This window comes from Rhodoferax ferrireducens (assembly GCF_031458075.1).
In the GTDB taxonomy this organism is placed as follows: domain Bacteria; phylum Pseudomonadota; class Gammaproteobacteria; order Burkholderiales; family Burkholderiaceae_C; genus Rhodoferax_B; species Rhodoferax_B ferrireducens_A.
Window position 1 is genome coordinate 381,084 of the sequence record NZ_JAVDXT010000001.1, and the last position, 22,097, is coordinate 403,180.

The following is a 22,097-nucleotide window of genomic DNA, read 5'->3' on the forward strand; positions in this document are numbered from 1 at the left end:
CGGTTTTTTAATTCAATATTTCAACTAAACTTGAAATATGAAATCAAATTATCTGGACGAAACCTCCGCTGTGCGCTCCCTGGCGGCCCTGGCCCAGGCCCAGCGCCTGCGGGCGTTCCGCGCGCTGGTGGTGGCCGGTACCGAGGGCCTGACCCCCGGTGCCATGGCCGAGCAGCTGGGTGTGGCGCCCAGCGCGCTGTCCTTCCACCTGAAGGAGCTGGCCCACGCCGGCATGGTCAGCAGCGAGCCGCGCGGCCGCAATCTGATTTACCGCGCCAACTTCGACCAGATGAACGCCTTGCTCGGCTACCTGAGCGAGCACTGCTGCCAGGGCGAAAGCTGTGCGGTGGAGGTGGTCTGTGCCGACTGCTAGACCCCGGCTTTCCCAGCAGCTGCTGGCCGAGTGCGCGGGCACGGCCGCATTGCTGTGCGCGGTGATCGGCTCGGGCGTGATGGCCGAGCGGCTGGCGGGCGGCAACACCGCGGTGGCCCTGCTGGCCAATACGCTGGCCACGGTGTGGGCGCTGTATGTGCTGATCGAAACCCTGGGGCCGGTCAGTGGTGCGCACTTCAATCCGCTGGTGACCCTGGTTTTGTGGTCAAAACAGCCGCTAGCGCAGAGGGAGCCTGCGCGAGCAGCTACGCTTTTTATAGTATTCCAGCTGCTGGGCGCAGTGCTCGGGGCCTGGCTCGCGCATGCGATGTTCGACCTGCCCGTCCTGCAAACCAGCGCCAAGCTACGCACCGGCAGCGGCCAGTGGCTGGCCGAGGCGGTGGCCACGGCCGGGCTGGTCCTGGTCATCCTGCGCGCCCCGGCGGGCAAGGCCAGCGCGCTGGTGGCCAGCTATATCGGCGCGGCCTACTGGTTCACCGCCAGCACCAGCTTCGCCAACCCCGCCGCCGTGCTGGGCCGCATGCTGAGCGACAGCTTTGCCGGCATCGCCCCGGCCAGCGCGCCCGGCTTTGTGCTCGCGCAGTGCGCGGGCGCTCTGGCCGGCCTGTGGCTGGCCGGTCTTTTTGAAACCTCCTTAGAAAGCACTCTATGACCGATACCACCATCTTCCACAACCCGGCCTGCGGCACCTCGCGCAATGTGCTGGCCTTGATCCGCAACTCGGGCGTAGAGCCCACCGTAGTCGAGTACCTGAAAACCCCGCTCAGCCGGGAGCGGCTGCTGGCCTTGCTGGCCCAACTGGGCCTGCCGGTGCGCGCCGTGCTGCGCAAGAAGGGCACGCCCTATGAAGAGCTGGGGCTGGACAACCCGGCCCTCAGCGACGACGCCTTGATCGACGCCATCGTGGCCCACCCCATCCTGCTGGAGCGGCCCATCGTCATCACCCCGCTGGGCGCCAAGCTGTGCCGGCCATCCGAGGCGGTGCTGGACATCCTGCCCCACCCGCAGCAGGGTGCTTTTGCCAAGGAAGATGGCGAAAAAGTCGTCAACGCCCAGGGGCGGCGGATAATGCCCTGATACGGCCTCAGCGCTTATGCTGCCTGCGCAGGCAGCTATTTATTCGATAGCGATCGGTACAGCTTCTTCCGCCGGGTCGGCGGTGAAGCTGTCGCGGAAGGTGAAGTAGATCGAGGTCAAAAACATGCTGGTGGTCAGCAGGGTCAGCACCAGAATGCCTACGCCCATCAGCGCCGGCAGGCTCAGCAGCATGGCCAGGATCTGCACCACCAGGCCGCCGACCATCACCAGGGCAAACCAGGTGAAGCCGAACACCATGTAGGCGCCCTTGTTGCGCCAGCAGGCCACCAGGCTGAAGAACACGCTCTTGCCCGGCGTAATGCCGTGCCAGTGCACCAGCGCCGGCGCATGCCAGAAGGCCAGCGACAGCGGCAGATGCAAGGCCATGAAGACCAGCATGCCTTGCTGCAGCTCCAGCGGGCTGTCGGACTGGCTGGCGCTGCCGCCCAGGCCCAGGAAGCGGCGCACGAATTCGCCGCCGTCCACCAGCGAGGTAATGCCCAGCAGCAGCACAAAGCCGGCCGCGTACATGACCCCCAGTACCAGCATGCCGCGCAGACGCTGCGGGTCGGCGCGGAAGGCCTTGTACAGCACGGTGGGCTGGGGGAAGCGGCCCTGGCTGGCCTCGTGCGTGGCCATCATCAGGCCCAGGGCCATGGTGGGTAGCAGGGCCAGTGCGACGAAATTGCCCAGCAGTGGCACCAGGTTGATGACCGACAGCGCCGCCATGAACAGGAAGAACAGGCCGGTCATGGCCAGCGGCTGCTTGAAATAGGCCTGGATGCCCAGCTTGACCCACAGAAAGCCTGTGCGGGCCGGGACGATTTGGAGTTTCATGGAATAGGCCGCGGGTGGTCAGGGCGTGATGGGGTGGGCCACGCGCTCACGCAGCACGCGCTCGAAATGGCTCGGGTCGTGGGCCTTGAGCATGGCGGCTTCGCGCGGCAGGTGGAAGTCCCACAGGCGCGAGATCCAGAAGCGCAGCGCGCCGGCGCGCAGCATGGCCGGCAGCAGCTGGCGTTCGGCGGCGGTCAGCGGGCGCACCGCGCTGTAGGCGGCCAGAAAGGCGTCGCAGCGGGCGGCGTCGTTGGCGCCCGTGGCCAGGTCTATGCACCAGTCGTTCAGGCACACGGCCAGGTCGAACAGCCAGGTGTCGGTGCCGGCGAAGTAGAAATCGAAGAAGCCGCTGAGCTTGGGCTGGCCGTCTACGGTTTCGAACATTACGTTGTCGCGGAACAGGTCGGCGTGGATCGCGCCCTGGGGCAGGGCCGCATAGGCGCTGGATTCGGCGATGTGGTTCTGGTAGGCCAGCTCGCTTTGCAGCAGCTGGGCCTGGGCCGGCTCCAGGTGCGGTAGCACCACCGGCGTGGTTTCGTTCCACCAGGCCAGGCCGCGCAGATTGGGCTGCTGCATGTCGAAGTCGCGCCCGGCCAGGTGCATGCGCGCCAGCATATCGCCCACGGCCGCGCAGTGCGCCACTTCGGGAGCCAGCTCGCTTTTGCCGCGCAGCTTGCTGACCACCGAGGCGGGTTTCTTCTTGACTGTGTGCAGGATGTTGCCGGCCTTGTTGCCCATGGGGTTGGGCACGGGGATACCGCGCTGGGCCAGGTGCTTCATCAGCTGCAGGTAATACGGCAGCTGCTCGAAGCTCAGGCGCTCGAACAGGGTGAGCACGTATTCGCCACTCTCGGTGGTGGCGAAGTAATTGGTGTTCTCGATGCCGCCTTCGATGCCGCGCAAGGCCGTGGTATCGCCCAGGTCCAACTGGCGCAGCAGCGCTTTCGCCTCTTTCAAAGAGACCTTGGTGTAGACCGCCATCGTCAGAAGCTCAGCAGTTTCCAGACCCGTTGGCCGACGCTGCCGGAGCCGCCGTCGCGCTCGTCCATCGCCCGGCGCGAGCCGTTGGCGGGCACAACCTCATACGCAGGCATGCCGTTGCTGGGCTGGACGGTGATGTTCTGGGTTTCGCCGCCGACGCGCAGCTCGTTGATGCGCGCGCCGGAGTCTTGCACTTCGATGCGCTGTATGCGCTGGTCAATCGGTGCTGCCGGAGCCGCAGGGGTCTGGGCCCAGGCCGGCGACAGGCCGAGCAGCGTAAGAGAAAGGACGGGGGTGAGGATGTGGAGCGCGCGCATACCTGGATTGTAGGTGTATGGGGCGACACAGGCCTCCCCGTACACCTACAAAGCGTAGGCTACTGCACGCGCCTTGAGATTCAGGGCTGGCCTACGTATAAAACAATCTTGCCCACCACGCGGCCGGTTTCGCTGAGCGCATGGGCCTGGGCCAGGTCTTGCAGCGCGAATTCGGCGCCGATCAGCGGGCGCAGCTTGCCGGCATCGACCTGCCAGGCCAGTTGCTCCAGCACCGGGGCGTTGGGTTCGATAAACACGAAGGCGCTGCGCAGGCCGCGCAGAGTAGCCTGTTCTTCGGGCGGCGGGCTGACGATGGACACCAGGATGCCGCTGGGCTTGAGCACCTCCCACGACGCCTCTTGCACCGCGCCGCCCAGGGTGTCGAACACCACGTCCATGTCGCTCACCAGCGTGGCGAAGTTCTGCGTCTGGTAGTCGACCACCTCGTCGGCGCCCAGCGACTGCACCAGGGCCCTGTTTTTGCCCGAGGTGGTGGCCACCACATAGGCGCCATGGGACTTGGCCAGCTGCACCGCCAGCGAGCCCACGCCGCCCGAGGCCGCATGCACCAGCACCCTTTGCCCGGCAGCCAACTGCGCCGCGTGGAACAGCGACTGCCAGGCCGTGATGCCGGCCAGCGGCAGCGCGGCAGCCTCGATGTGCGAAATGGTCTTGGGCTTGTGCGCGACTTCGCTGGCGCGGATCGCCACGTACTCGGCATACGTGCCGTTGCGCTGGATGTCGGGCCGCGAATACACCGCGTCGCCCACCGCAAAGGCCGTGACTTCGGTGCCCACGGCGGCCACCACGCCCGACACATCCCAGCCCAGGGTCAGGGGCAGCGGGTAGGGGATCATGGACTGCAGATGGCCTTCGCGGATCTTCCAGTCCACCGGGTTCACCGATGCGGCGACCACCCGCACCAGTACTTCGTCGGCGGCGATGGTGGGCAGGGGCGCGTCTTCGTAGGCGAGCACGCTGCGGTCGCCATAGCTATGGATGCGGACGGCTTTCATGGGCTTTCCTTTGCTTGTCTCTTGTGCTTATTGGGTGGGCTGGTCGAAGCCGAAGCGGATCAGCTCGCCGTTCTCGGGCGGCTGGCTGAAGGTCCAGTCGTTCAGCGCGTCGCGCATCACGCTGTCAGGCGCCGGGGCGTTGGCCACCGCCACGCCTTTCAGCGCATGGCCCATGTAGTCGATCCAGATCGGCAGGGACACGCTGCTGCCCGACTCGCGGCCCAGGCTGCGCGGCTTGTCGTAGCCGGTCCAGACCACGGCCGCCACGCTAGGCTGGAAGCCGGCGAACCAGGCATCAAACGCGTCGTTGGTGGTGCCGGTCTTGCCGTACAGGTCGGGTCGCTTCAGCGTGGCCTGGGCCTTGGCCGCGGTGCCGCTGCGGGTGACTTCCTGCAGCAGGCTGTTTGTGATGAACACATTGCGCTCGGGCACCACGCGCTCGGTATCGGCCAAGGCGGCGGCCGGTGGCGCTTCGAACAGCACCTTGCCCTGCGCGTCGGTGATGCGCTCTATCACCACCGGCGGCAGCAGGTAGCCGCCATTGGCGAATACCGCGTAGGCCGAGGCCAGCTGCAGCGGCGTGGTGCTGCCCGCGCCCAGCGCCAGGGTCAGGTTGTCGGGCTGCTTGTCGATGTCGAAGCCAAAGCGGCCAGCCCAGGTGCGGGCGTTCTGCGCGCCCAGCATCTGCACCAGGCGCACGCTGACCAGGTTGCGCGACTTGGCCAGCGCCTGGCGCAGGCTGATGGCGCCGAGGAACTGGCCGTCGTCGTTCTGCGGCGTCCAGTCGGCTCCACCGGCGGCGCCGGCGATGGTCAGCGGGCCGTCGTTGACCTCGGTGGACGGCATCACGCCCTGGTCCAGCGCTGCCGAGTAGATGAAGGGCTTGAAGCTGGAGCCCGGCTGGCGCCAGCCCTGGGTCACGTGGTTGAACTGCTGCTCCGAGAAGTCGAAGCCGCCGACCAGCGCGCGCACCCGGCCGGTACCGGGGGTCAGCGCCACCAGCGCGCTCTGCACCTCGGGCCATTGCGATACCGCCCAGCTGGGGCCGGCCTTGCTGTCCTGGCGCTGCACCCGGATGATGGCGCCCCGGTGGATGGCCAGCTGCGGGCTGGCCTTGGCGCTCAGCGCGTTCTGCACCCAGCGCAGGCCGTCGCCCTTGATCTGCAAGGTCTCGCCGGTGGCCAGGCGGGCCACGATGGCCTGCGGGCTGGCCAGCAGCACGATGGCCACGCGCAGGTCTTCGTCGTCGTTGTAATCCTTTAGCGCCAGCGCAGCGGCCGCGTCTTCTTCGGCCGGGTCGCTGGGCAGGTCTTCGGTGTCCTCGGGGCCGCGGTAGGCCTGCTTGCGGTCGTAGGCCAGCACGCCGCGGCGCAGCGCTGCGTAGGCCGCCTGCTGGTCGGCGGCGATCAGCGAGGTGGTCACCTTGATGCCCTGCGAATAGGCCTGCTGGCCGTAGCGCTCGAACACCGCCTGGCGCGCCATTTCGGCCACGTACTCGGCATGCACCGGCACCTGCAGGGGCGAACGGATCGCCAGCTTCTGCGCGGTGGCGGCGTCAAATTCCGCCTGGGTGATCATGTCCAGGCTGCGCATGCGGCCCAGCACCAACTGCTGGCGGCGGCTGGCGCGCTCCAGGTTGGTGATGGGGTTGGCGAAGGCCGGGTTCTGCGGCAGGCCGGCCAGCATGGCGCTCTCGGCCAGCGACAGTGCGGCCAGCGGCTTGCCGAAATAGACCTGGGCGGCAGCGCCAAAACCGTAGGCCCGGTGGCCCAGGTAGATCTGGTTCATGTACAGCTCGAGGATCTCGTCCTTGCTCAAGGAGCGTTCGATCTTCAGCGCCAGCATGGCTTCCTTCAGCTTGCGCTCGGCCGTCTTGCGGTTCGACAAAAAGAAGGTGCGCGCCACCTGCTGGGTGATGGTCGACGCGCCCTGGCGCCGGCCGCCAGTGACATTGGCCACCATGGCCCGCAGCACGCCGATCGGGTCGATGCCGCTGTGGTCGCGGAAGCGCGCGTCTTCGATGGCCAGCACCGCGTCCTGCATCTGCTGCGGGATCTGCGCAATCGGCAGGAACTCGCGCCGTTCGGAGCCAAACTGGGCGATCTCCACGCCGTCGCTGGTGAAGATCTGCAGCGCCTGCTGCGGCTGGTAGCGGGTGACCTTGTCCAGCTCGGGCAGGCCGGGGTAGAGCCAGGCCACGGCGATGCCCAAGGTCAGGGCGCCGGCCAGCGCCATGGCGGCCAGCGTCCACAGCGCAGTGCGCCAGAGGGGGCGGGGCTGGGGGCTGGGAGTGTCGGGGGAGATGGGGGCTTGTGTCATGTGTGTGGTGGCGCGCAGTGCCGGTGTTGGAGACAGGCGGCGGGGGCGCGGGTCTGGCGGTGTAGCCGCCCTGCCGCAAGGGCGGGGCGGGGGCACCCGGGACGGCCGCTGGGCCCCCGGGCTGGGTCGGGCAAATTATGGACCACCCCGGGAGGCGGCGGTTTTGGAGCTTAGCGGCGGCTTGTGAAGGGGTTGTAAAGCGCGGCTGCCGGGATGGGTAACTTTGTGTTTTTGCTATTTAAAGAATAGCTGGTGGCACTGGTTGGATCAGCGCTGGATGCTTCAAGAGCAGATGGCGCGCCATTCGGTACGATCGTGGCTTAGGCCACATGATCCAACGGGGGACGCAATGCCACTAGTCAACATCCGCCTCGCACGCCGAGACATCCCTACCACCGCTTCAGAGAAGGCGGCGCTGATTGAGGGCATCACCGATCTCATGCACAGAGTGCTCTCCAAGCGCAGAGAGAGCGTGGTGGTCATCATCGATGAGGTGGACCCCGAGAACTGGGGGGAAGGCGGCGAGTCGGTCGTCGCGATCCGGCAACGGCGACAAACCAACAGTCCGTGAAAATGCAGGGGAATACGTAGCTTCTGACGCCGGTGCAATACGCGCTAAACGCCTAGACCCATGCAAATCCGCCCCTTCCACAGCAGCGACTTCCCCGCCATTCTGGAGATCTACGCCCTGTCCAAGCTGGACGAGCTCCGGTTTGAAGACCAGGCGTTTACGCTGGTGCCGCTGGACCAGGACCCGCCGCGGCTGGCGCGGTTCCAGGAGTCGGATGCCTATGTGTGCGAGATGGACGGCGTCGTCGGATTTGCTGCCAGCTTCGGCAGCAGCATCCGCTTTCTGTTTGTGCATCCCCAGGCCCGGGGCCGGGGCGTGGGGAAATACCTGCTGGAGTTCATGCTGCGCCGCATGCCGGGTACGGTGAGTTTGAACGTGGCCAAGTCGAACAGCCTTGCCAAGCGGCTGTATGCGCAGTATGGCTTTCAGGTGGTGGGCGAGTTTCAGGCGACCTACTCCGGCGTCGCGGTGCTGGCCAATACCATGCAACGCGACGGCAGTTTTCAAGCCTTTTAGCCCTATAGCGCAAGCAGTACCTGCGCAACCAGCTATGGATTGCATAGCAAACCTTAGAGCACCGGCCGCAGCGCCTCGGCCACTTCGCGCAGCACCGGCAGCAGCTTGCTGACCAGCTGGTCGTCGGGGTACATCTGGCGCTGGGCGGTGACGCTCAGCGCGTACTGGCAGCGGCCTTTGCGGTCTTTCAAGGCGACAGCCAGGCCGCAGAGGCCGAAGTTCAGGTACTGGTCGGCGTGCCAGTAGCCGAGGGTGCGGGCGGCGACCACGCTGTCGCGGAACTCGACCGGGTCGACCGGGGTGGAGCCGGTGAAGCTGGCGAAATCGTGGCTGGCGATCCAGGCGTCCAGGGCCGCGTCGTCGTAAGTCGACAGGATGCTGAAGCCCTGGGCCACCACATGCGCGGGCACGCGGGCGCCGGGGTGGAAGCCGATGGACACCATGCGCGGCGCATTGCTGCGCGCCAGGTAGACCACCTCGTGCCCGTCCAGCGAGCCGACGTTGAGGGTTTCGCCGCACTGCATGGACGCGCGCTGGATGAAGGGCTGGACCAGCCGCGGGATGCGCGCACCGTCCAGAAACGCCTGGCCCAGGCGCAGCACGCGCGGCAGCAGCCAATAGTATTTGCCGTCGGTGGCGGCGTAGCCGTAGTGCACCAGGCTCAGCAGGTAGCGGCGGGCGGCGGTGCGCGTCAGCCCAGCGTGGGCGCCGGCCTCGGTGGCCGTCATGCGCGGCCGGTCGTCGGAGAACGCCTCTATCACCCGCAAGCCCTTACCCAGGCCTTCTATCAGCAGTTTGCGATCGATGGTGGGGGCTTCGGTATCGGTCATGGGGGAGGGCAAGAAGCGCGGCCAAGCCTAGGGCTTACCCGCATTTTGTGTGCATAGTGTACGTAGGCGATCAATCATCGATCGCTGTGCCGGGTAAAGTCAGCGGGAATACCCGCGTCCACCACTACATTCGTGCCGCGGCCGAAACACGGCCGCGTTGACGGAACACTTGCCAGCGGAATACGGTGTGACGGCAGCCTTAGAACGTGTTTGTCCTGCATGGTCCGCTTGCAGACAAGCGCTTACCCACACAGGAGACATGCATGGCCGACACCCCTAATGGTGCGTCCCACCGTCACGAGCAGTCGAAGAAAGCCACCGCCAGTGGCTGGATCGGCTCGGCGCTGGAGTACTACGACTTCTTCATCTACGCCACCGCGGCGGCGCTGATTTTTCCGCAAATCTTTTTCCCCAAGGGCGACCCCAAGACCGCCATCATCGCCTCGCTGGCCACCTATGGGGTGGGCTATGTGGCACGGCCCATCGGGGCCTTCTTTCTGGGCCACTGGGGCGACACCCAGGGCCGCAAGAAGGTGCTGATCATCTGCATGTTCCTGATGGGCTTTTCGACCGTGGCCGTCGGCCTGCTGCCCACCTACGACCAGATCGGCCTGTGGGCGCCGGCGCTGCTGGTGCTGATGCGGCTGATCCAGGGCTTTGCAGTGGCCGGCGAGATCTCGGGCGCCAGCTCGATGATCCTGGAGCACGCGCCGTTCGGGCGGCGCGGCTTTTATGCCAGCTTTACGCTGCAAGGCGTGCAGGCCGGGCAGATTCTGGCGGCGGCGGTGTTCCTGCCCCTGGCCCACTACATGCCGGCCGAGCAGTTCAATAGCTGGGGCTGGCGCATTCCGTTCCTGCTGAGCTTCTTGGTCATCGTGGCCGGCTACATCATCCGCCGTGAAGTCGATGAAACCCCGGCCTTCACCGAAGAAGACGCGCAGGGCACCGTGCCCAAGGCGCCGTTCGTACAGGCCATCACCGAGAGCTGGCGCGACATGCTGCGGGTGATGTGCTGCTCGCTGATGAATGTGATACCGGTGGTCACCACCATCTTCGGTGCGGCCTACGCGGTGCAGCCCGGCTACGGTATCGGTTTCGAGAAAGACATCTACCTGTGGATTCCGGTGCTGGGCAATATCGTGGCCGTGCTGGTGATTCCGTTTGTCGGCAATCTGTCGGACAAGATCGGCCGCAAGCCGCCCATCATCATCGGCGCCATCGCATCGGGCCTGCTGGCCTACGTCTACCTGTACGCCATCAGCATCCACAGCGTGCCTTTGGCGATCTGCATGTCGATCCTGATGTGGGGCATCGTCTACCAGGGCTATAACGCCGTGTTCCCCAGCTTCTACCCCGAGATGTTTCCCACCCGCACCCGGGTTTCGGGCATGGCGATTTCGCAGAACCTGGGCACCCTGGTCACCGCCATGCTGCCGGCGCTGTTCACCTATGTGGCGCCTCCCGGAGCCATGGACATCCCGTTCACCGTGGGTGCCATCACCCTGGCGGTCACGGTGATCGCCGCCATCGCCGCCTTCACCGCGCGTGAAACCTACCGTGTCCACATGGTCGACCTGGGCAACCCGAACGCCGTGCCCGTGCCCAAGAAGGCCTACGACTCGGCCCGCGCCCATTTGATGGACCCGGCGGGCGCGGCCAAGGCCTGAAACTAGCCCGCAACCAGCCCGTGCTGGCGGCCCGCGCCGCCAGCGGGGCCGGTGCTATATTTTTGCCAGCCTTCGCCGCAGGCTTTGCGGCCCACTTGCTGGCAAAACACCATGGCACTGACCCGCCACATCCGCATGCTCACGCGCTACACCGCCTGGGCCAATACCCGTTTGTTTGATGCGCTGCTGGCGCTGCCCGAGGGCCAGGCCACTGCGGTCCGGGCCACGGGCTTTCGCAATATGGTCAACACGCTGAACCACGCTTACGTGGTGGACCAGATCTGGCAGGCCCATCTGCAGGGCCAGCCGCACGGCTTTACCGCGCGCATCACCGAAACCGAGCCCGCGCTGCCGGCATTGCGCGACGCGCAAGCCGCCATCGACCGCTGGTACATCGGCTATGCCGATGGTTTGTCCGACACCGCGCACGAGGAAGTGCTGCAGTTCCGCTTCGTTGATGGTGGCGCCGGGGCGATGGCCCGTGGCGACATGCTGTTGCACGTGGTCAACCACAAGACCTACCACCGCGGCTATGTGGCCGACATGCTGTACCAGGCCGGTGCCCGCCCGCCGGTGATGGACCTGCCAGTGTTCCTGCGCGATGCGCAGCCTAGCCTCTGACGCCAGTACGCAGATTTTTAAGCCCGCTCTGAACAGGTTTCAAATCGGGGCTTTTGTAAACTCGGTCCATGACGACGCTCCCCCATCGCTACAAGCTCGCTGCTCAGTGCGCGATCTCGGCATTGCAACTGCTCGGTTTTGCAGCATCGGCGCAGACGCGCAGTGTGGTGGGCGAAGTCGGCGTCAGCTCCAGCCTGGTCGACCGGGGTATCGTGATCGGGCCGCATCGTCCCATCGCCCAGGCGCAAGTCACGCTGTACGACACATCGGGCTGGTCCACCGGGCTGGCTGTCGGTGTGCAGGCCGGGGCCTCCAATCCCAGCCAGGTGTTGGTGCGCGGCAGCTATGAATGGCTGCTGAGCAACGATTGGCAAATGCAGGCCAATGCGCTGTATTACTGTTACCCCTCCGATCCCGGTTTGAAGATGTTTGACCACCTCGAAGCCGGCGCCTCCTGGGGCTACCGCGATATGCTGGCCCTGAGCCTGACCGGCCACCAGTACAGAATTCCGGCGCCGGGCCGGCCGCGTCCGCACTGGACGGCTGAACTGAACCTGCGCTGGCCCTTGGCAGAGCATGTCTCGCTGCTGTCAGGCATAGGGCAGGCCCAGTTGGACCACGACGGCGGCTACCTCTATGGGCAGGTTGGCACCGCCTGGAGCCAGGGGCCGTGGCGGGCCGAAGTCAGCTATCTGCATACCGACCGGCGGGCAGTCACGGTATTTGGCAACAACGCCGCACGGCACTGGTCCGTGCTGCTGGCACGGTCTTTTTGAGGCTGGCGGGGGGGCGCACAGCCCGCACGGCCGGACTTATTTGGCCTGGATTTAAGATTTTCCCTCTGGTGGCGTAACTTTTTGGGCGCCAAAGTGCACTCACGGGTCTACACACCAACCCCAGCAAGTCCATGCCTCCCTCTCTTTACGCCGACACAGACGCCGAGGACATCCTCCTCGTGCGCCAGGTGGCGGCTGCCGATCGCGCCGCTTTGGCCGGCTTGTACCGCGGCTACCACCGGCGGCTCAGCCGGTTCTTGTCGCGCTTGACACGGCGCAACGACTTGATTGAAGAAGTCATCAACGACTGTTTCTGGATCGTCTGGCAAAAGGCGGCCGAGTTTCGCGGCGAATCGCGTGTGTCCACCTGGATCATGGGCATTGCCTACCGCTGCACTCTCAAGGCCCTGCGCCAGGAGGGTGGGCTGGATACCGTGGACGACGGGGAGCCCCGCCTGGCGCAGGAAAGCACGGACCCCCAGGCCGATAGAGAGTTGCGCAACTGGCTGGACAAAGGCCTTGAGCACCTCAATGCGGAGCAGGCGTTGACCTTGGATCTGGCCTATGGCAGCGGCCATTCGCTGGAAGAAATCTCGGCCATCATGCAGTGCCCCGTCAGCACGGTGAAGGCGCGCATGTTCCATGCACGCGTCAAGCTGCGCAATCTGCTACCCACCTTAGCTACCCCCCATGCCGGGCGAACCGGCGACGGAGCCATCGTATGAACCAAGAACCCCTCCAAGAACGCGACCATTTCCTAGCCTGGGACGCTTTGCCTTGGGTGCTGAACGGGCAAGCCACCCGCGAGCAAGAAGAGGCCGTGGCGCAGCATATGCCGCATTGCGAAGACTGCCAGCGTGAATGGGCGTACCAGCAACAGCTACAGCAGGCCGTGGCCTTGGCCCCGGCAGCCGCCCCGGATATCGACGCGGGCCTGCAGCGCCTGCTCAACCGCATCGATCTGGACCAACTGTGCGACCAACCCAGTCCGGCGGCCGCAGCGCAGCCGGCCGTGGCACCGCGTCGGCGCAGCGCCCCCTGGTGGGGGGCGGCCATGGCTGCCGCCGTGTTGCTGCCGGTGCTGGGCTGGTGGGGGAGCATCACCTCTCCCTGGTCGGCGCACGATGAAAACTACCGCACCCTCAGCCAGACGGTGCCAGCGGCCACTGGCGCTACCGCGCCCACGGCGGTGCGCATCCGGGTGGTACCCGACCCGCACACCACGCTGGCCCAATGGGGCGAGCTGCTACGCACCGAGCAACTGCAGGTCGTGGATGGCCCGAATGCCGTCGGGGCCTACACCCTGGCTTTGGCCGACAAGCGCAGTAGTGCCGATACCCTGAAGCGTCTGCGCAAGCTACCGGGCATCGTGATGGCCGAGCCGACCGAGGGACGGCCATGAAGCCTGGCGCGTGGTTCCGCTGGGTTCTGTTCGCAGGCATAGCGCTGCTGCTGTCAGCCTGTGCAGCGCTGCCCGACCCGGCTGCCGAAGAAGCCCGCATGCGCCGGGACAGCAGCCGCTACATTGTGCTGGCGGTAGCCAATCCGCTGGAGAGCATCTCCAGCCGTGTGGGCACCAGCCTGTCAGGCTATGGCACGCCACCACGTTACGTCGTAGGCAGCAGGGCCGCCCAAACCATGGCCGCACTGGCCAAGGAATACGCGCTGCGCGAAGCTTCGGGCTGGCCCATTCCCTCGCTGGGGCTGCATTGCGTGGTGTTTGAAATACCGCCCGGTGCCCAGCGCGAAGAGTTGATGGCCGTTTTGTCCCGCGACAAGCGGGTCAGTCTGGTGCAGGCGCTACAGGACTTTGAAACCCACTCCGAACCTCTGTCGGGTGTCTCCTACAACGATCCCTATGTGCTGTTGCAACGGGGCTTTGTGGAAACCCATGCAGCCCAGGCCCACCAGATCAGCGTGGGCAAGGATGTACGCATTGCCGTCATCGATACCGGCGCCAACACCAAACACCCCGACCTGCAAGGCCGCATCGACTCCAGCAGCAACCTGGTGGATAAAAACGAAGCTGCCTTCTTGCAGGACCGGCATGGCACCGAAGTGCTGGGCATCATTGGGGCTGCAGGCAACAACGGCCAGGGCATTGTCGGCATGGCCCCCGGAGCCAGACTCAGGCTGTACAAGGCATGTTGGTATCCCCCTGCGGGAACCGGCGCCCGCTGCAACTCGTTCACCCTGGCCAAGGCGCTGGTCGAGGTGCTGCAATCCGACGCCAGAATCATCAACATGAGCCTGGGCGGGCCACCCGATGAGTTGCTCAACCAGTTGCTGGCGCAACTCTTGAAGCAAGGCCGGTTGGTGGTGACAGCCTTGCCCTCCAACCAGCAATTGAGCGGCTTCCCGTCCGGTGTGGCGGGCGTGGTCGTGGTGGGTATGAACGGCGTGAATGGCATGCTGGCACCGCCTAACGATGCGTTGTGCGCGCCAGGGCGTGACATCCTGACCCTGGAGCCCGGTGGCCGCTACGACTTTGCTAGCGGCTCGTCGATGGCCGCGGCCCATGTCAGTGGCTTGGTTGCCCTGCTATGGTCCCAGGCACCCCAGTTGGAACGTACCGACATTCTGGATATTCTGGCCCGCAGCAGCACACCCCAGGTCGACGCGGAGCGCGCGCTGCTCAACCTGCGCTCACGCCAGGCGCAAGCCCTGAACCGTTAAGCCCGGGCGCGACAGTATTGATTTTTTCTATGGAGATGGTTTTTTTCTAAAACTTCTTCGCCCGCTTGCAACCGGCCGCCGCGCGCTTGGCACCTACGGACATGACTACAGCACGACTGAGTCCAACCTTAGGAACGCCACATATGTTGATCAAGAATATTCTCGTGTACCTCCACCTTCTCGCCATGGCTGTGGCCGTCGGCAAAATGCTGGAGTACGACTTCCGTTTTCTCCGCTTCGCGCACCTGTCCCCCACAGCCGAACGCACCGCAGAGCTGCTGCGCACCAAGACCACCATGACCCATGCCTTGCAGTTCCTGTGGCTCACAGGCGTGGGACTGGTCTATCTGGGCTACGCCAGCAACCCGCACTATCTGGAGAATGAAAAACTCTGGATGAAGTTCGTCACCGTCAGCGCGCTGACCCTCAATGGCGTGCTGATGCACCGCTTCGCCTTCCCGCACATGCTGCGCACAACACCCTTTCTGGCCCTGCCTTTTCGCACCATGCTGGGCCTCAGCTTGTTTGCCAGCATGTCATCGGTTTCCTGGCTGTTTGCCGCATTCCTGGGGATTGCCCGCTCTTGGAACAACACGGTTTCGTTCCAGTACGTTTTGTCTATTTATCTGGGCCTGATCGCCGTCACGGCGGTGGGGAGCATGGTGCTGCTCAGCACATTGCGCCAGTACCACTTCAAACGCAGCCTGGTGTCGGCCATGGAGTTCAGCAGCGACTAAAAGGTTCGATCAGGCTCTTATAGGCTGTGGGCGCATATAAAACCTGCGCCACCAGCTACTTTTTATATAGCAAAATGGGTGATTGGAACCATCTTCCCCACCGCCCATGCTGAACCGCCCCTTGCCCCTGCTGCTGACCACCGGCGGCCTGTTGGGCCTGAACTTCCCCCTGGGCAAGCTGGCCGGGGCTGCAGGCATCACGCCGCTGTTCTGGTCGCTGCTAATGTCGGCCGGCGCCGGCCTGGTGCTGGCCCTGGCACTGTGGGCCTTGCGCGACCGCCTGCCGTGGGACCGGCAGCACCTACGCTACTACCTGGTGACGGGCGCGGTGTCCAACGCACTGCCCAACCTGTTGGTGTTCAGCGCCATGCCGCACCTGGGGGCGGGCTTTACCTCGATCTACCTGGCGTTCTCGCCCATACTGACGCTGCTGCTGCACAGCATCCTGCAAGGGCGCTGGCCCAGTCTGCTGGGTGCGGCGGGCATCGCGCTGGGCTTTGCCGGCGCGCTGGTCATCGTGCTGTCCAAGGGCGGCGTGGACAGCCCCGGCGGCGCGCCAGTGCTGTGGCTGGCATTGGCTTTTTTGATCCCGCTGCTGCTGGCCTGCGGCAACGTCTACCGCACCCTGGCCTGGCCGGCCGGCACCAGCGGCCTGGCCCTGGCTGCGGGCACCAACCTGGGCGCGGCTGCGGTGTTGGCCGTGTTGTCCTTGCTGTGGACCGGCAGCCTGTCCGTGACCGCGGTGCAGGCTGTGCCCGGCCTGCTGCTGGCCCAGATCGCCATCACCGCCGCCATGTTCGCCGTGTTCTTCCGTCTGCAGCGCGTGGGCGGGCCGGTGTACCTGAGCCAGATCGGCTACGTAGCGGCGGCAGTGGGGCTGGGCACCGGGACTTTTGTGCTGGGCGAGCACTACGGGCTGTTGACCTGGCTCGGGGCGGTGGTGGTCGCGGTGGGGGTGTTGATGACAACGCGGGAGCAGCAGGCCGCGGGCAAGTAGGTAGCATGCTTTCGGCGGTGTGAACGCGTTCTTTCAACTTACAGGGAGTTTCACCATGCATCCAACGCGTACTGTCGACCTGGAGTTCCATCCCGACCGCGATGATCTGGGCACGAACAAAAAGCTGAGAGACGGGCTGTCCGTTGCTTTGCAGATCGGTCGCACCCTCTGGGTTGCCAATGACGAATCGACCAGCCTGGAGCGGCTGTCCCTGGTGGGAGGTAAAGGCCGCAGCGGTAACTACCGGTATGGCCGCGAGCACAGACAGTTTCCTTTGGGCGACTATCTTCGGCTGCCGGCGGGGCTGGCCGACGACCCCGCCGACCTGGAAGAGGTGGACGTGGAGGGCTTGGCCTTTGACAACGGCTATCTCTGGCTGGTGGGCTCGCACAGCCTGAAGCGCAAGAGCCCGGATGTGGGCGATGACGCCAAGGCGGCCTCCAAGCAGTTGGCCGAGGTGCGGGCAGATGGCAACCGCTATCTGCTGGCCCGCATCCCCGTGGTCGATGAGGACGGCATGTGCAGCTTGGCGAAAGAAGCCAAGGAGAAGGGCAAAAAGCGCCACGCCGCGCAACTGGGTGGCGACGCCAAGGGCAATGAGCTGACGCAGGCCTTGAAACAGGACAAGCATCTGGGGCCGTTCCTCTCCATCCCCGGCAAGGACAACGGTTTCGATATCGAGGGCCTGGCCGTGGTGGGCAAGCGCATCTTCCTTGGGCTGCGCGGGCCGGTCTTGCGCGGTTGGGCTGTGGTGCTGGAGGTGGAGCTCAAGCAAGATAAAAAGCAGGCGTCAACGCTGCGCTTGCAGCCCATCGGACCCAAGCAGCGCCTGTACCGAAAGCATTTCCTGCAGCTGGGCGGCCTGGGTATCCGCGATATGTGTGTGCAAGGCCAGGACCTGCTGATTCTGGCCGGCCCCAGCATGGCGCTGGACGGCCCGACTACCGTCTTCCGGTGGCCAGGCGGTACGGCGCCCAAGGGCGAGTGCGTGGTGCCAGCGGATGGCTTGGAGCGGGTTCTGGACATCCCCCATGGCCGGGGCGTAGACCATGCCGAGGGCATGACTTTGTTCTCCGCCGAAGGGGGCCCAGCCCGCGCGCTTCTGGTGGTTTACGACTCGGCTTCTGTGGAGCGGCAGTTGGGAGACAGCGCGGTAGCTGCCGATGTTTTTCGTCTGCATTGAGGCGCGGGTACATCTCAAGCCTTTTAGGCCTCCAGCGCAATCAATACCTGCGCTATCAGCTATTTTTAAGATAGCAACCGCTGCTCTCCAGCCCAGGCCCGGTTCTGCTGGCTATGCCTGACCGTCGCGCTTCAGCAATTCGGCCTCGAAACCTGCGAGTTCTTCATCCAAAGTCCCGCGGCTGCGGAAATGGCGGTTGGCTTTGCCGTACCAGTACTCGGCATCTTCCAGATCGCCTTCCTGGATGTGCAAGATGCCGTGCAGCCAGGCGGCCAGGGGCGCGTCGTCGGTCTGTACCAGGTTGTGGGCCTCGATCCAGCGCCCTGAGCGCATATGCACCAGGACTTGTTGAAGAACATCCATCGAAAGCTCCTTGAATGGATTAACACATCGCGTCCGCGACCAGCAGTGTGTCCGTAAATTGCTCGAATTTAACGACCTTGCCAGACGCGATGTGCCACACGTGCGCGACCCTGGCTTGCATGGGCTTGCCCGTGGCACGGTAGCTACCAGAGTATGTGCCGATGCCGACGACCACGTCGCCAGCATCCACCAGCTGCCCCAGGTCAAAGCGGTAGTTGTCCCAGGTGCTTCCCAGCACCTTGAAAACATTGTCGATCACCGCTTGCGGGCCGATCCACGTACCGGCACAGGGGAAGCCCGCCATTTCAGTCCACTCGACGGTGTCGGAGACGTTGGCGAACATGCCAGCGAAATCCTGGCGGCCAGACGCCGCGTAATGGTCTCTGACGATGTCGTAGTTAGTGCCCATATTCATCCTCGGTAGTTAGTGAACAGGTCTGTGCCTTTATCAAGGCAGCAGGCTTTTTGCGCCCGCATTGGCGACTGCGCCGTCATCGGCGGGCATGCCGCCACTGGCACCAATGGCGCCCACCACCTGGTTGTTGACCACCAGGGGTACTCCGCCCTCTACCGGAAAGGCACCCGGCACCGCGATCAGATTCACCAACTGCTGTTTGACGATCAAGTCTTCGATCAGCTTGGTGGGGGCTTTGATGCCATTGGCCGCCTTGGCTTTGCCGATCGCGGGTTCAATGGTGCCCAGGCCTGCCTGGTTGGACCTTTCCAGATAGACCAGGTTGCCGCCGGAGTCGACTACGGCGATGGTCATTTCCAGCTTGTTTTTGCGCATCTCGTGGGATGCGGCTTGCGCGGCCTTTTTGGCAACATCGAGACTGATGGGGGCGCCGTAGGGCAGGGCTTGGCTGAATGCGTTGACGGACACGAACGCCGCAGCCGCAAGGCTCAGTTGGATCAAAGTGGGTTTCATGGCGGGCCTGTGGATGGGATGAAGAACGCTTGAACACCGCCCTGCCAGCAAGCGGGCAGGGCGGTCCATGCCTGAGCCGGGTCAGGCGTCTTGCATTACCACTTCATCTCGCCCTTGTTGACCTTGGCACCAATGTCCAAGGACATGGCGCCGTCGGTCACTTGCGGGTAGGCCTGCTTCATCGCGTTCACCAGCTCGGCGCTGTTCTTGCTGGCCGCCAGGTTCTTCTCGAAGGTCTGCAGATAGTTCTTGGTGAAGCCGATGGCGCTGGCATCGACCTGCGTGCCTGCCTTCATGTGGCCGGGTACCACCAGCACCGGCTTCAGGGCCGCCATCTCGTCGAGCTGGGCAACCCAGGCAGCACGCTCCTGCGCTGTCTGCGAGTCTGCGGTCCATACGTGCATGTTGCCGAATACGCCGATATTGCCCACCACGGCCTGGATGGATGGAATCCAGGCATAGGGGCGGTGCGCCAGCAGGCCGGTCGTGCCACGGATTTCAATGCTCTGGCCTTCCAGCGTCAGCGTGGTGCCCTGCAAGGCGCGCGGCACTACGGGTGTGCGGGGCGCGTTGGCACCCATCTTGGGGCCCCAGAAGGTCAGCTTGCCGGACATCTTGGACACGATCTTTTCCAGCACGGCGGGCGTGGTCACCACGTCGGCCTGGGGGAAGATTTCTTTCAGTGTTTCCACGCCAAAGTAGTAGTCAGGGTCGGCCTGGCTCACGTAAATGGTCTTCAGCTGTTTGCCGCTGTCGAGCACATTGGCGGCAATGCGCAGCGCATCGGCGCGGGTGAAGCCGGCGTCGATCACCATGGCTTCTTTCTCGCCATAGACCAGGGTCGAATTGACGTTGAAGCTGTTGCCGTCGGCGTTGTAGACCTTGACGGTGAGCGGTTGGGCAGCGTGGGCTGCAGTGAAGGCGATGGCCAGGGAGGCGGCAACGATGGTGGTGCGGATCATGGTGAACTCCTGTGGGTTTAAGTAACGCCCGGTGCGTTGGAGTGCACTGTAATTTCTATAATCGTGCAGATAAACCCATGAATCTGCACATTAATGTTGCTTGAATCGATCAAGTGGTGGATCGACGGGCCGCCATGCAAACCTTGCTAGCGGTGTTGGGCAATGGCAGCGCTATGGCTTCCCGCCGCAGTTCTCCATCGCAAACCGCAGCAAAGCCGCACTGCTGTCCAGCCCAAAGCGTTGCCGGATATTCGCTCGGTGCGCGTCCACGGTGCGCGAATCGATGTCCAGCGCCCGCGCAATCGCCTTGCTGGTCAGCCCCTGGGCCACCAGGGCCAGCACCTCGGTTTCGCGGGCGGTCAGCGCGGGTTGCTGCTGGCGCCGGTCCAGCGCGCGCTTTAACCCGGCGGGGTAGTGGGTGGCGCCGCCCATCACGGCTTCGATGGCCTTCACCAGTTCGCCGGCTTCGGACTCCTTGACCACAAAGCCCTGCGCACCGGCGTCGAAGGCCTGCAGCATGTGCTCGTCCTGCGTGGATGCCGTGAACACCACGTAGCGGATCGCGGGCTGGCGCTGGCTCAGCTGCTGGATCAGCTGGATGCCGCTGCTGGGCTTCATCTGCAGGTCGGTCAGCACGATGTCGGGCGGCTGCTGCTCGGCCAGCACCAGCGCTTCTTCGGCGCTGCCGGCCGTCGCCACGACCTGCATCGGCGCACCGAAGGCGCCGAGCAGGGCGCTCAGGCTTTGCCGCACGATGGGATGGTCGTCAACGATCAGCAGGCGAATGGAGGCGGGCGTGGAGTTGGACATGGTCATCCCGATTTCAGCACGGCGGCGGGCAGCTGTGCCGTCAGCACGGTGGCCCCGGGGGCGGATGCCAGGCTGAACGTGCCGCCCAGCATCTCGATGCGTTCGCGCATATTCGTCAGGCCCAGGCCGGAGCGGGCCTGGCGCAGTGTGGCCTGTACGTCGAAGCCAGCGCCATCGTCGCGCAGCTGCAGGCCCAGGCCGGCGGCGCCGTAGCTCAGCTGCAGCTGCACATGGCGGGCGCCCGCGTGCTTTTCGATATTGCCCAGCGCTTCCTGCGCCACGCGGAACATGGCGGTGGCTGCGGCCTCGGGAATCGGCGGCACCTCGGCCACCTGGGCCTCGACCTGGATGCCGCTGCGCTCGCCGAATTCGCGGGCGGTCTGCGCCAACGCGCTGGCCAGGCCTACGTCGTCGAGCAGGGTGGGCCGCAGGTCGTGGGATATGCGGCGCACATCGCGCACCAGGCCTTGCAGCAGGCCTATGCCCTGGCGCAACGTGCCGGCCGCGTCGGCGTTGCCGCGCTCCAGCTGCAGCAGGGCCGACTCGGCGACGAACTTCACCGACACCAGCTGCTGGCTGATGCCGTCGTGCAGCTCGCGGGCCACGCGCGAACGCTCGTCCTCCTGCGAATGCACCACCTTCTGCGCCATGGCGCGCAGCTTGGCATCGGCGGCACGCTGCTCGTACCAGTTCAGCGCCAGGCCGCCAGCCGCCACCAGCAGCAGCGCGGCCGAGGCGATCCACAGAATCTGCTGCCGCGTCTTGCGCACCGCGGCGGCGGTGGAGCGGGTGATCAGCGCCTGGGTTTCCTGCAGATGGTCGAGGTACAGGCCGGTGCCCATCACCCAGCCCCATTCGGGCACCAGCTCCACATAGCCGAGCTTGTGCTCGTCGCGCCCGGTGGAGGGGCGGTTCCACATGTAGTCGACAAAGCCGCCGCCGGCCTGGGCCTGGCGCACCAGCTGCTGGATGATGGGCGCGCCCGCGCTGTCGCGCAGCGTCCACTGGCTGTGGCCTTCGAAATCGGGCAGGCGCGGGTGCATCAGGCTATTGCCCTGCAGGTCGTAGACGAAGAAGTAGTTGTCGTTGCCGAAGTCCATGCGGCGCAGCAGCTCCAGCGCCTGCTGCTGGGCCTGGACCTGGTTGCCGGCCCGCTGCTCGTACAAGTGCGCCACGGCGCGGCGCCCGCTTTGCACAAAGTGCTGCAGCTCGTCCTTGCGCGCCTGTAGCAGGATGGGCTGCATGGCGGAGATCTGCGCCTGCGCCAACTGGTCGGACTGCTGGCGCACCACCCAGACCACGGCGGCGATCGCCAGCACCAGCGGCACGGCTGCCAGCAGCAGCACCATCGCCCGTAAATGCAGTCTGAAACCGTGTTCGCCCATGGGGAGATTTTGGACTACCTCCGCCTCGGGAAAACCATTACGTAATGACACGGCGGCGGCCCCGCAAGCACACAGATGCGGCGCCACGCCCGGGGCTGGACACTGCCGGTTCACCCCTCCATTCCACCCACAAG

The 22,097-nt window shown here is 65.0% G+C and carries 26 protein-coding genes; 14 read left to right on the plus strand and 12 right to left on the minus strand.

What is annotated here, in order from left to right; genetic code table 11:
- The first annotated feature begins 37 nt into the window (after positions 1-37).
- From J2X19_RS01860 to arsC, 3 genes are read left to right on the plus strand one after another with little or no spacing between them, the layout of a single operon-like run.
- On the plus strand, positions 38-373 hold the full coding sequence (locus J2X19_RS01860; protein ID WP_310370098.1) for an ArsR/SmtB family transcription factor: 336 nt from the start codon (positions 38-40) through the stop codon (positions 371-373).
- The gene (locus J2X19_RS01865) at positions 360-1,046 is read left to right on the plus strand and encodes an aquaporin (protein ID WP_310370100.1); all 687 of its coding nucleotides are present in this window, start codon (positions 360-362) and stop codon (positions 1,044-1,046) included. Before J2X19_RS01860 ends, J2X19_RS01865 begins: the two co-directional genes overlap by 14 nt.
- Positions 1,043-1,471, plus strand: a complete 429-nt coding sequence (gene arsC, locus J2X19_RS01870) for an arsenate reductase (glutaredoxin) (protein WP_310370102.1) — start codon at positions 1,043-1,045, stop codon at positions 1,469-1,471. The genes J2X19_RS01865 and arsC overlap by 4 nt, the downstream gene beginning before the upstream one ends.
- Positions 1,472-1,510: 39 nt before the next feature.
- On the opposite strand, the gene J2X19_RS01875 is transcribed toward arsC, so the two are convergent.
- The 5 genes from J2X19_RS01875 to J2X19_RS01895 all read right to left on the minus strand — a co-directional run bounded on the left by J2X19_RS01875 (position 1,511) and on the right by J2X19_RS01895 (position 6,941).
- Complete coding sequence (locus J2X19_RS01875; protein ID WP_310370104.1) at positions 1,511-2,308, minus strand: BPSS1780 family membrane protein; 798 nt, start codon at positions 2,306-2,308, stop codon at positions 1,511-1,513.
- An 18-nt stretch (positions 2,309-2,326) separates the two neighbouring features.
- On the minus strand, positions 2,327-3,289 hold the full coding sequence (locus tag J2X19_RS01880; protein WP_310370106.1) for a homoserine kinase: 963 nt from the start codon (positions 3,287-3,289) through the stop codon (positions 2,327-2,329).
- Positions 3,290-3,291: 2 nt separating this feature from the next.
- The gene (locus J2X19_RS01885; protein WP_116605983.1) at positions 3,292-3,606 is read right to left on the minus strand and encodes a hypothetical protein; all 315 of its coding nucleotides are present in this window, start codon (positions 3,604-3,606) and stop codon (positions 3,292-3,294) included.
- A gap of 80 nt (positions 3,607-3,686) precedes the next feature.
- The gene (locus J2X19_RS01890) at positions 3,687-4,622 is read right to left on the minus strand and encodes an NADP-dependent oxidoreductase (protein ID WP_310370109.1); all 936 of its coding nucleotides are present in this window, start codon (positions 4,620-4,622) and stop codon (positions 3,687-3,689) included.
- A 27-nt stretch (positions 4,623-4,649) separates the two neighbouring features.
- Positions 4,650-6,941 carry a penicillin-binding protein 1A gene (locus tag J2X19_RS01895; RefSeq protein WP_310370111.1) on the minus strand — a complete coding sequence of 764 codons (2,292 nt, stop codon included), beginning with the start codon at positions 6,939-6,941 and terminating at the stop codon, positions 4,650-4,652.
- A gap of 349 nt (positions 6,942-7,290) precedes the next feature.
- Here J2X19_RS01895 and J2X19_RS01900 point away from each other — a divergent pair, with 349 nt between their 5' ends.
- Positions 7,291-7,512: a tautomerase family protein gene (locus J2X19_RS01900; RefSeq protein ID WP_310370114.1), complete on the plus strand. Its 222-nt coding sequence runs from the start codon at positions 7,291-7,293 to the stop codon at positions 7,510-7,512.
- A 60-nt stretch (positions 7,513-7,572) separates the two neighbouring features.
- Positions 7,573-8,028 carry a GNAT family N-acetyltransferase gene (locus J2X19_RS01905; RefSeq protein WP_310370116.1) on the plus strand — a complete coding sequence of 152 codons (456 nt, stop codon included), beginning with the start codon at positions 7,573-7,575 and terminating at the stop codon, positions 8,026-8,028.
- Between the two features lie 53 nt (positions 8,029-8,081).
- Here the strand turns inward: J2X19_RS01905 and J2X19_RS01910 are convergent, their stop codons facing one another.
- Positions 8,082-8,858 (minus strand): IclR family transcriptional regulator domain-containing protein, encoded by a 777-nt coding sequence (locus J2X19_RS01910; RefSeq protein ID WP_116605987.1) that lies wholly within the window; start codon positions 8,856-8,858, stop codon positions 8,082-8,084.
- Between the two features lie 263 nt (positions 8,859-9,121).
- On the opposite strand from J2X19_RS01910, the gene J2X19_RS01915 reads away from it, so the two are divergent.
- From J2X19_RS01915 to J2X19_RS01955, 9 genes are all read left to right on the plus strand, one after another.
- Positions 9,122-10,525: an MFS transporter gene (locus J2X19_RS01915; protein WP_310370124.1), complete on the plus strand. Its 1,404-nt coding sequence runs from the start codon at positions 9,122-9,124 to the stop codon at positions 10,523-10,525.
- A gap of 111 nt (positions 10,526-10,636) precedes the next feature.
- Positions 10,637-11,146 carry a DinB family protein gene (locus tag J2X19_RS01920; protein ID WP_310370126.1) on the plus strand — a complete coding sequence of 170 codons (510 nt, stop codon included), beginning with the start codon at positions 10,637-10,639 and terminating at the stop codon, positions 11,144-11,146.
- 68 nt (positions 11,147-11,214) lie between these two features.
- Positions 11,215-11,922 carry a TorF family putative porin gene (locus J2X19_RS01925; RefSeq protein ID WP_310370128.1) on the plus strand — a complete coding sequence of 236 codons (708 nt, stop codon included), beginning with the start codon at positions 11,215-11,217 and terminating at the stop codon, positions 11,920-11,922.
- A 131-nt stretch (positions 11,923-12,053) separates the two neighbouring features.
- Complete coding sequence (locus tag J2X19_RS01930; RefSeq protein WP_310370130.1) at positions 12,054-12,647, plus strand: RNA polymerase sigma factor; 594 nt, start codon at positions 12,054-12,056, stop codon at positions 12,645-12,647.
- On the plus strand, positions 12,644-13,324 hold the full coding sequence (locus J2X19_RS01935) for a hypothetical protein (RefSeq protein WP_116605991.1): 681 nt from the start codon (positions 12,644-12,646) through the stop codon (positions 13,322-13,324). Before J2X19_RS01930 ends, J2X19_RS01935 begins: the two co-directional genes overlap by 4 nt.
- Positions 13,321-14,598: a S8 family peptidase gene (locus tag J2X19_RS01940; protein WP_310370133.1), complete on the plus strand. Its 1,278-nt coding sequence runs from the start codon at positions 13,321-13,323 to the stop codon at positions 14,596-14,598. The genes J2X19_RS01935 and J2X19_RS01940 overlap by 4 nt, the downstream gene beginning before the upstream one ends.
- A 185-nt stretch (positions 14,599-14,783) precedes the next feature.
- Positions 14,784-15,335, plus strand: coding sequence for a hypothetical protein (locus J2X19_RS01945; RefSeq protein ID WP_310370134.1), 552 nt, complete (start codon positions 14,784-14,786; stop codon positions 15,333-15,335).
- Between the two features lie 106 nt (positions 15,336-15,441).
- Complete coding sequence (locus tag J2X19_RS01950; protein ID WP_310370136.1) at positions 15,442-16,332, plus strand: DMT family transporter; 891 nt, start codon at positions 15,442-15,444, stop codon at positions 16,330-16,332.
- A gap of 55 nt (positions 16,333-16,387) precedes the next feature.
- Positions 16,388-17,515: a DUF3616 domain-containing protein gene (locus J2X19_RS01955; RefSeq protein WP_310370138.1), complete on the plus strand. Its 1,128-nt coding sequence runs from the start codon at positions 16,388-16,390 to the stop codon at positions 17,513-17,515.
- A 111-nt stretch (positions 17,516-17,626) separates the two neighbouring features.
- Here J2X19_RS01955 and J2X19_RS01960 read toward each other — a convergent pair whose 3' ends face one another.
- The 6 genes from J2X19_RS01960 to J2X19_RS01985 all read right to left on the minus strand — a co-directional run bounded on the left by J2X19_RS01960 (position 17,627) and on the right by J2X19_RS01985 (position 21,963).
- A complete protein-coding gene (locus J2X19_RS01960; RefSeq protein WP_310370141.1) occupies positions 17,627-17,878 on the minus strand; it encodes a hypothetical protein in 252 nt (83 codons plus the stop codon).
- 19 nt (positions 17,879-17,897) lie between these two features.
- Positions 17,898-18,287 carry a nuclear transport factor 2 family protein gene (locus J2X19_RS01965; RefSeq protein WP_310370143.1) on the minus strand — a complete coding sequence of 130 codons (390 nt, stop codon included), beginning with the start codon at positions 18,285-18,287 and terminating at the stop codon, positions 17,898-17,900.
- Positions 18,288-18,326: 39 nt separating this feature from the next.
- Entirely contained in the window at positions 18,327-18,806 is a 480-nt protein-coding gene (locus J2X19_RS01970; RefSeq protein WP_310370145.1) for a GlcG/HbpS family heme-binding protein, read from the minus strand.
- A gap of 95 nt (positions 18,807-18,901) precedes the next feature.
- Positions 18,902-19,768 carry an MBL fold metallo-hydrolase gene (locus J2X19_RS01975; RefSeq protein WP_310370147.1) on the minus strand — a complete coding sequence of 289 codons (867 nt, stop codon included), beginning with the start codon at positions 19,766-19,768 and terminating at the stop codon, positions 18,902-18,904.
- 171 nt (positions 19,769-19,939) lie between these two features.
- Positions 19,940-20,578 (minus strand): response regulator transcription factor, encoded by a 639-nt coding sequence (locus J2X19_RS01980; protein WP_310370149.1) that lies wholly within the window; start codon positions 20,576-20,578, stop codon positions 19,940-19,942.
- Positions 20,579-20,580: 2 nt separating this feature from the next.
- Positions 20,581-21,963: a cache domain-containing protein gene (locus tag J2X19_RS01985; RefSeq protein ID WP_310370151.1), complete on the minus strand. Its 1,383-nt coding sequence runs from the start codon at positions 21,961-21,963 to the stop codon at positions 20,581-20,583.
- Positions 21,964-22,097 lie beyond the last annotated feature (134 nt).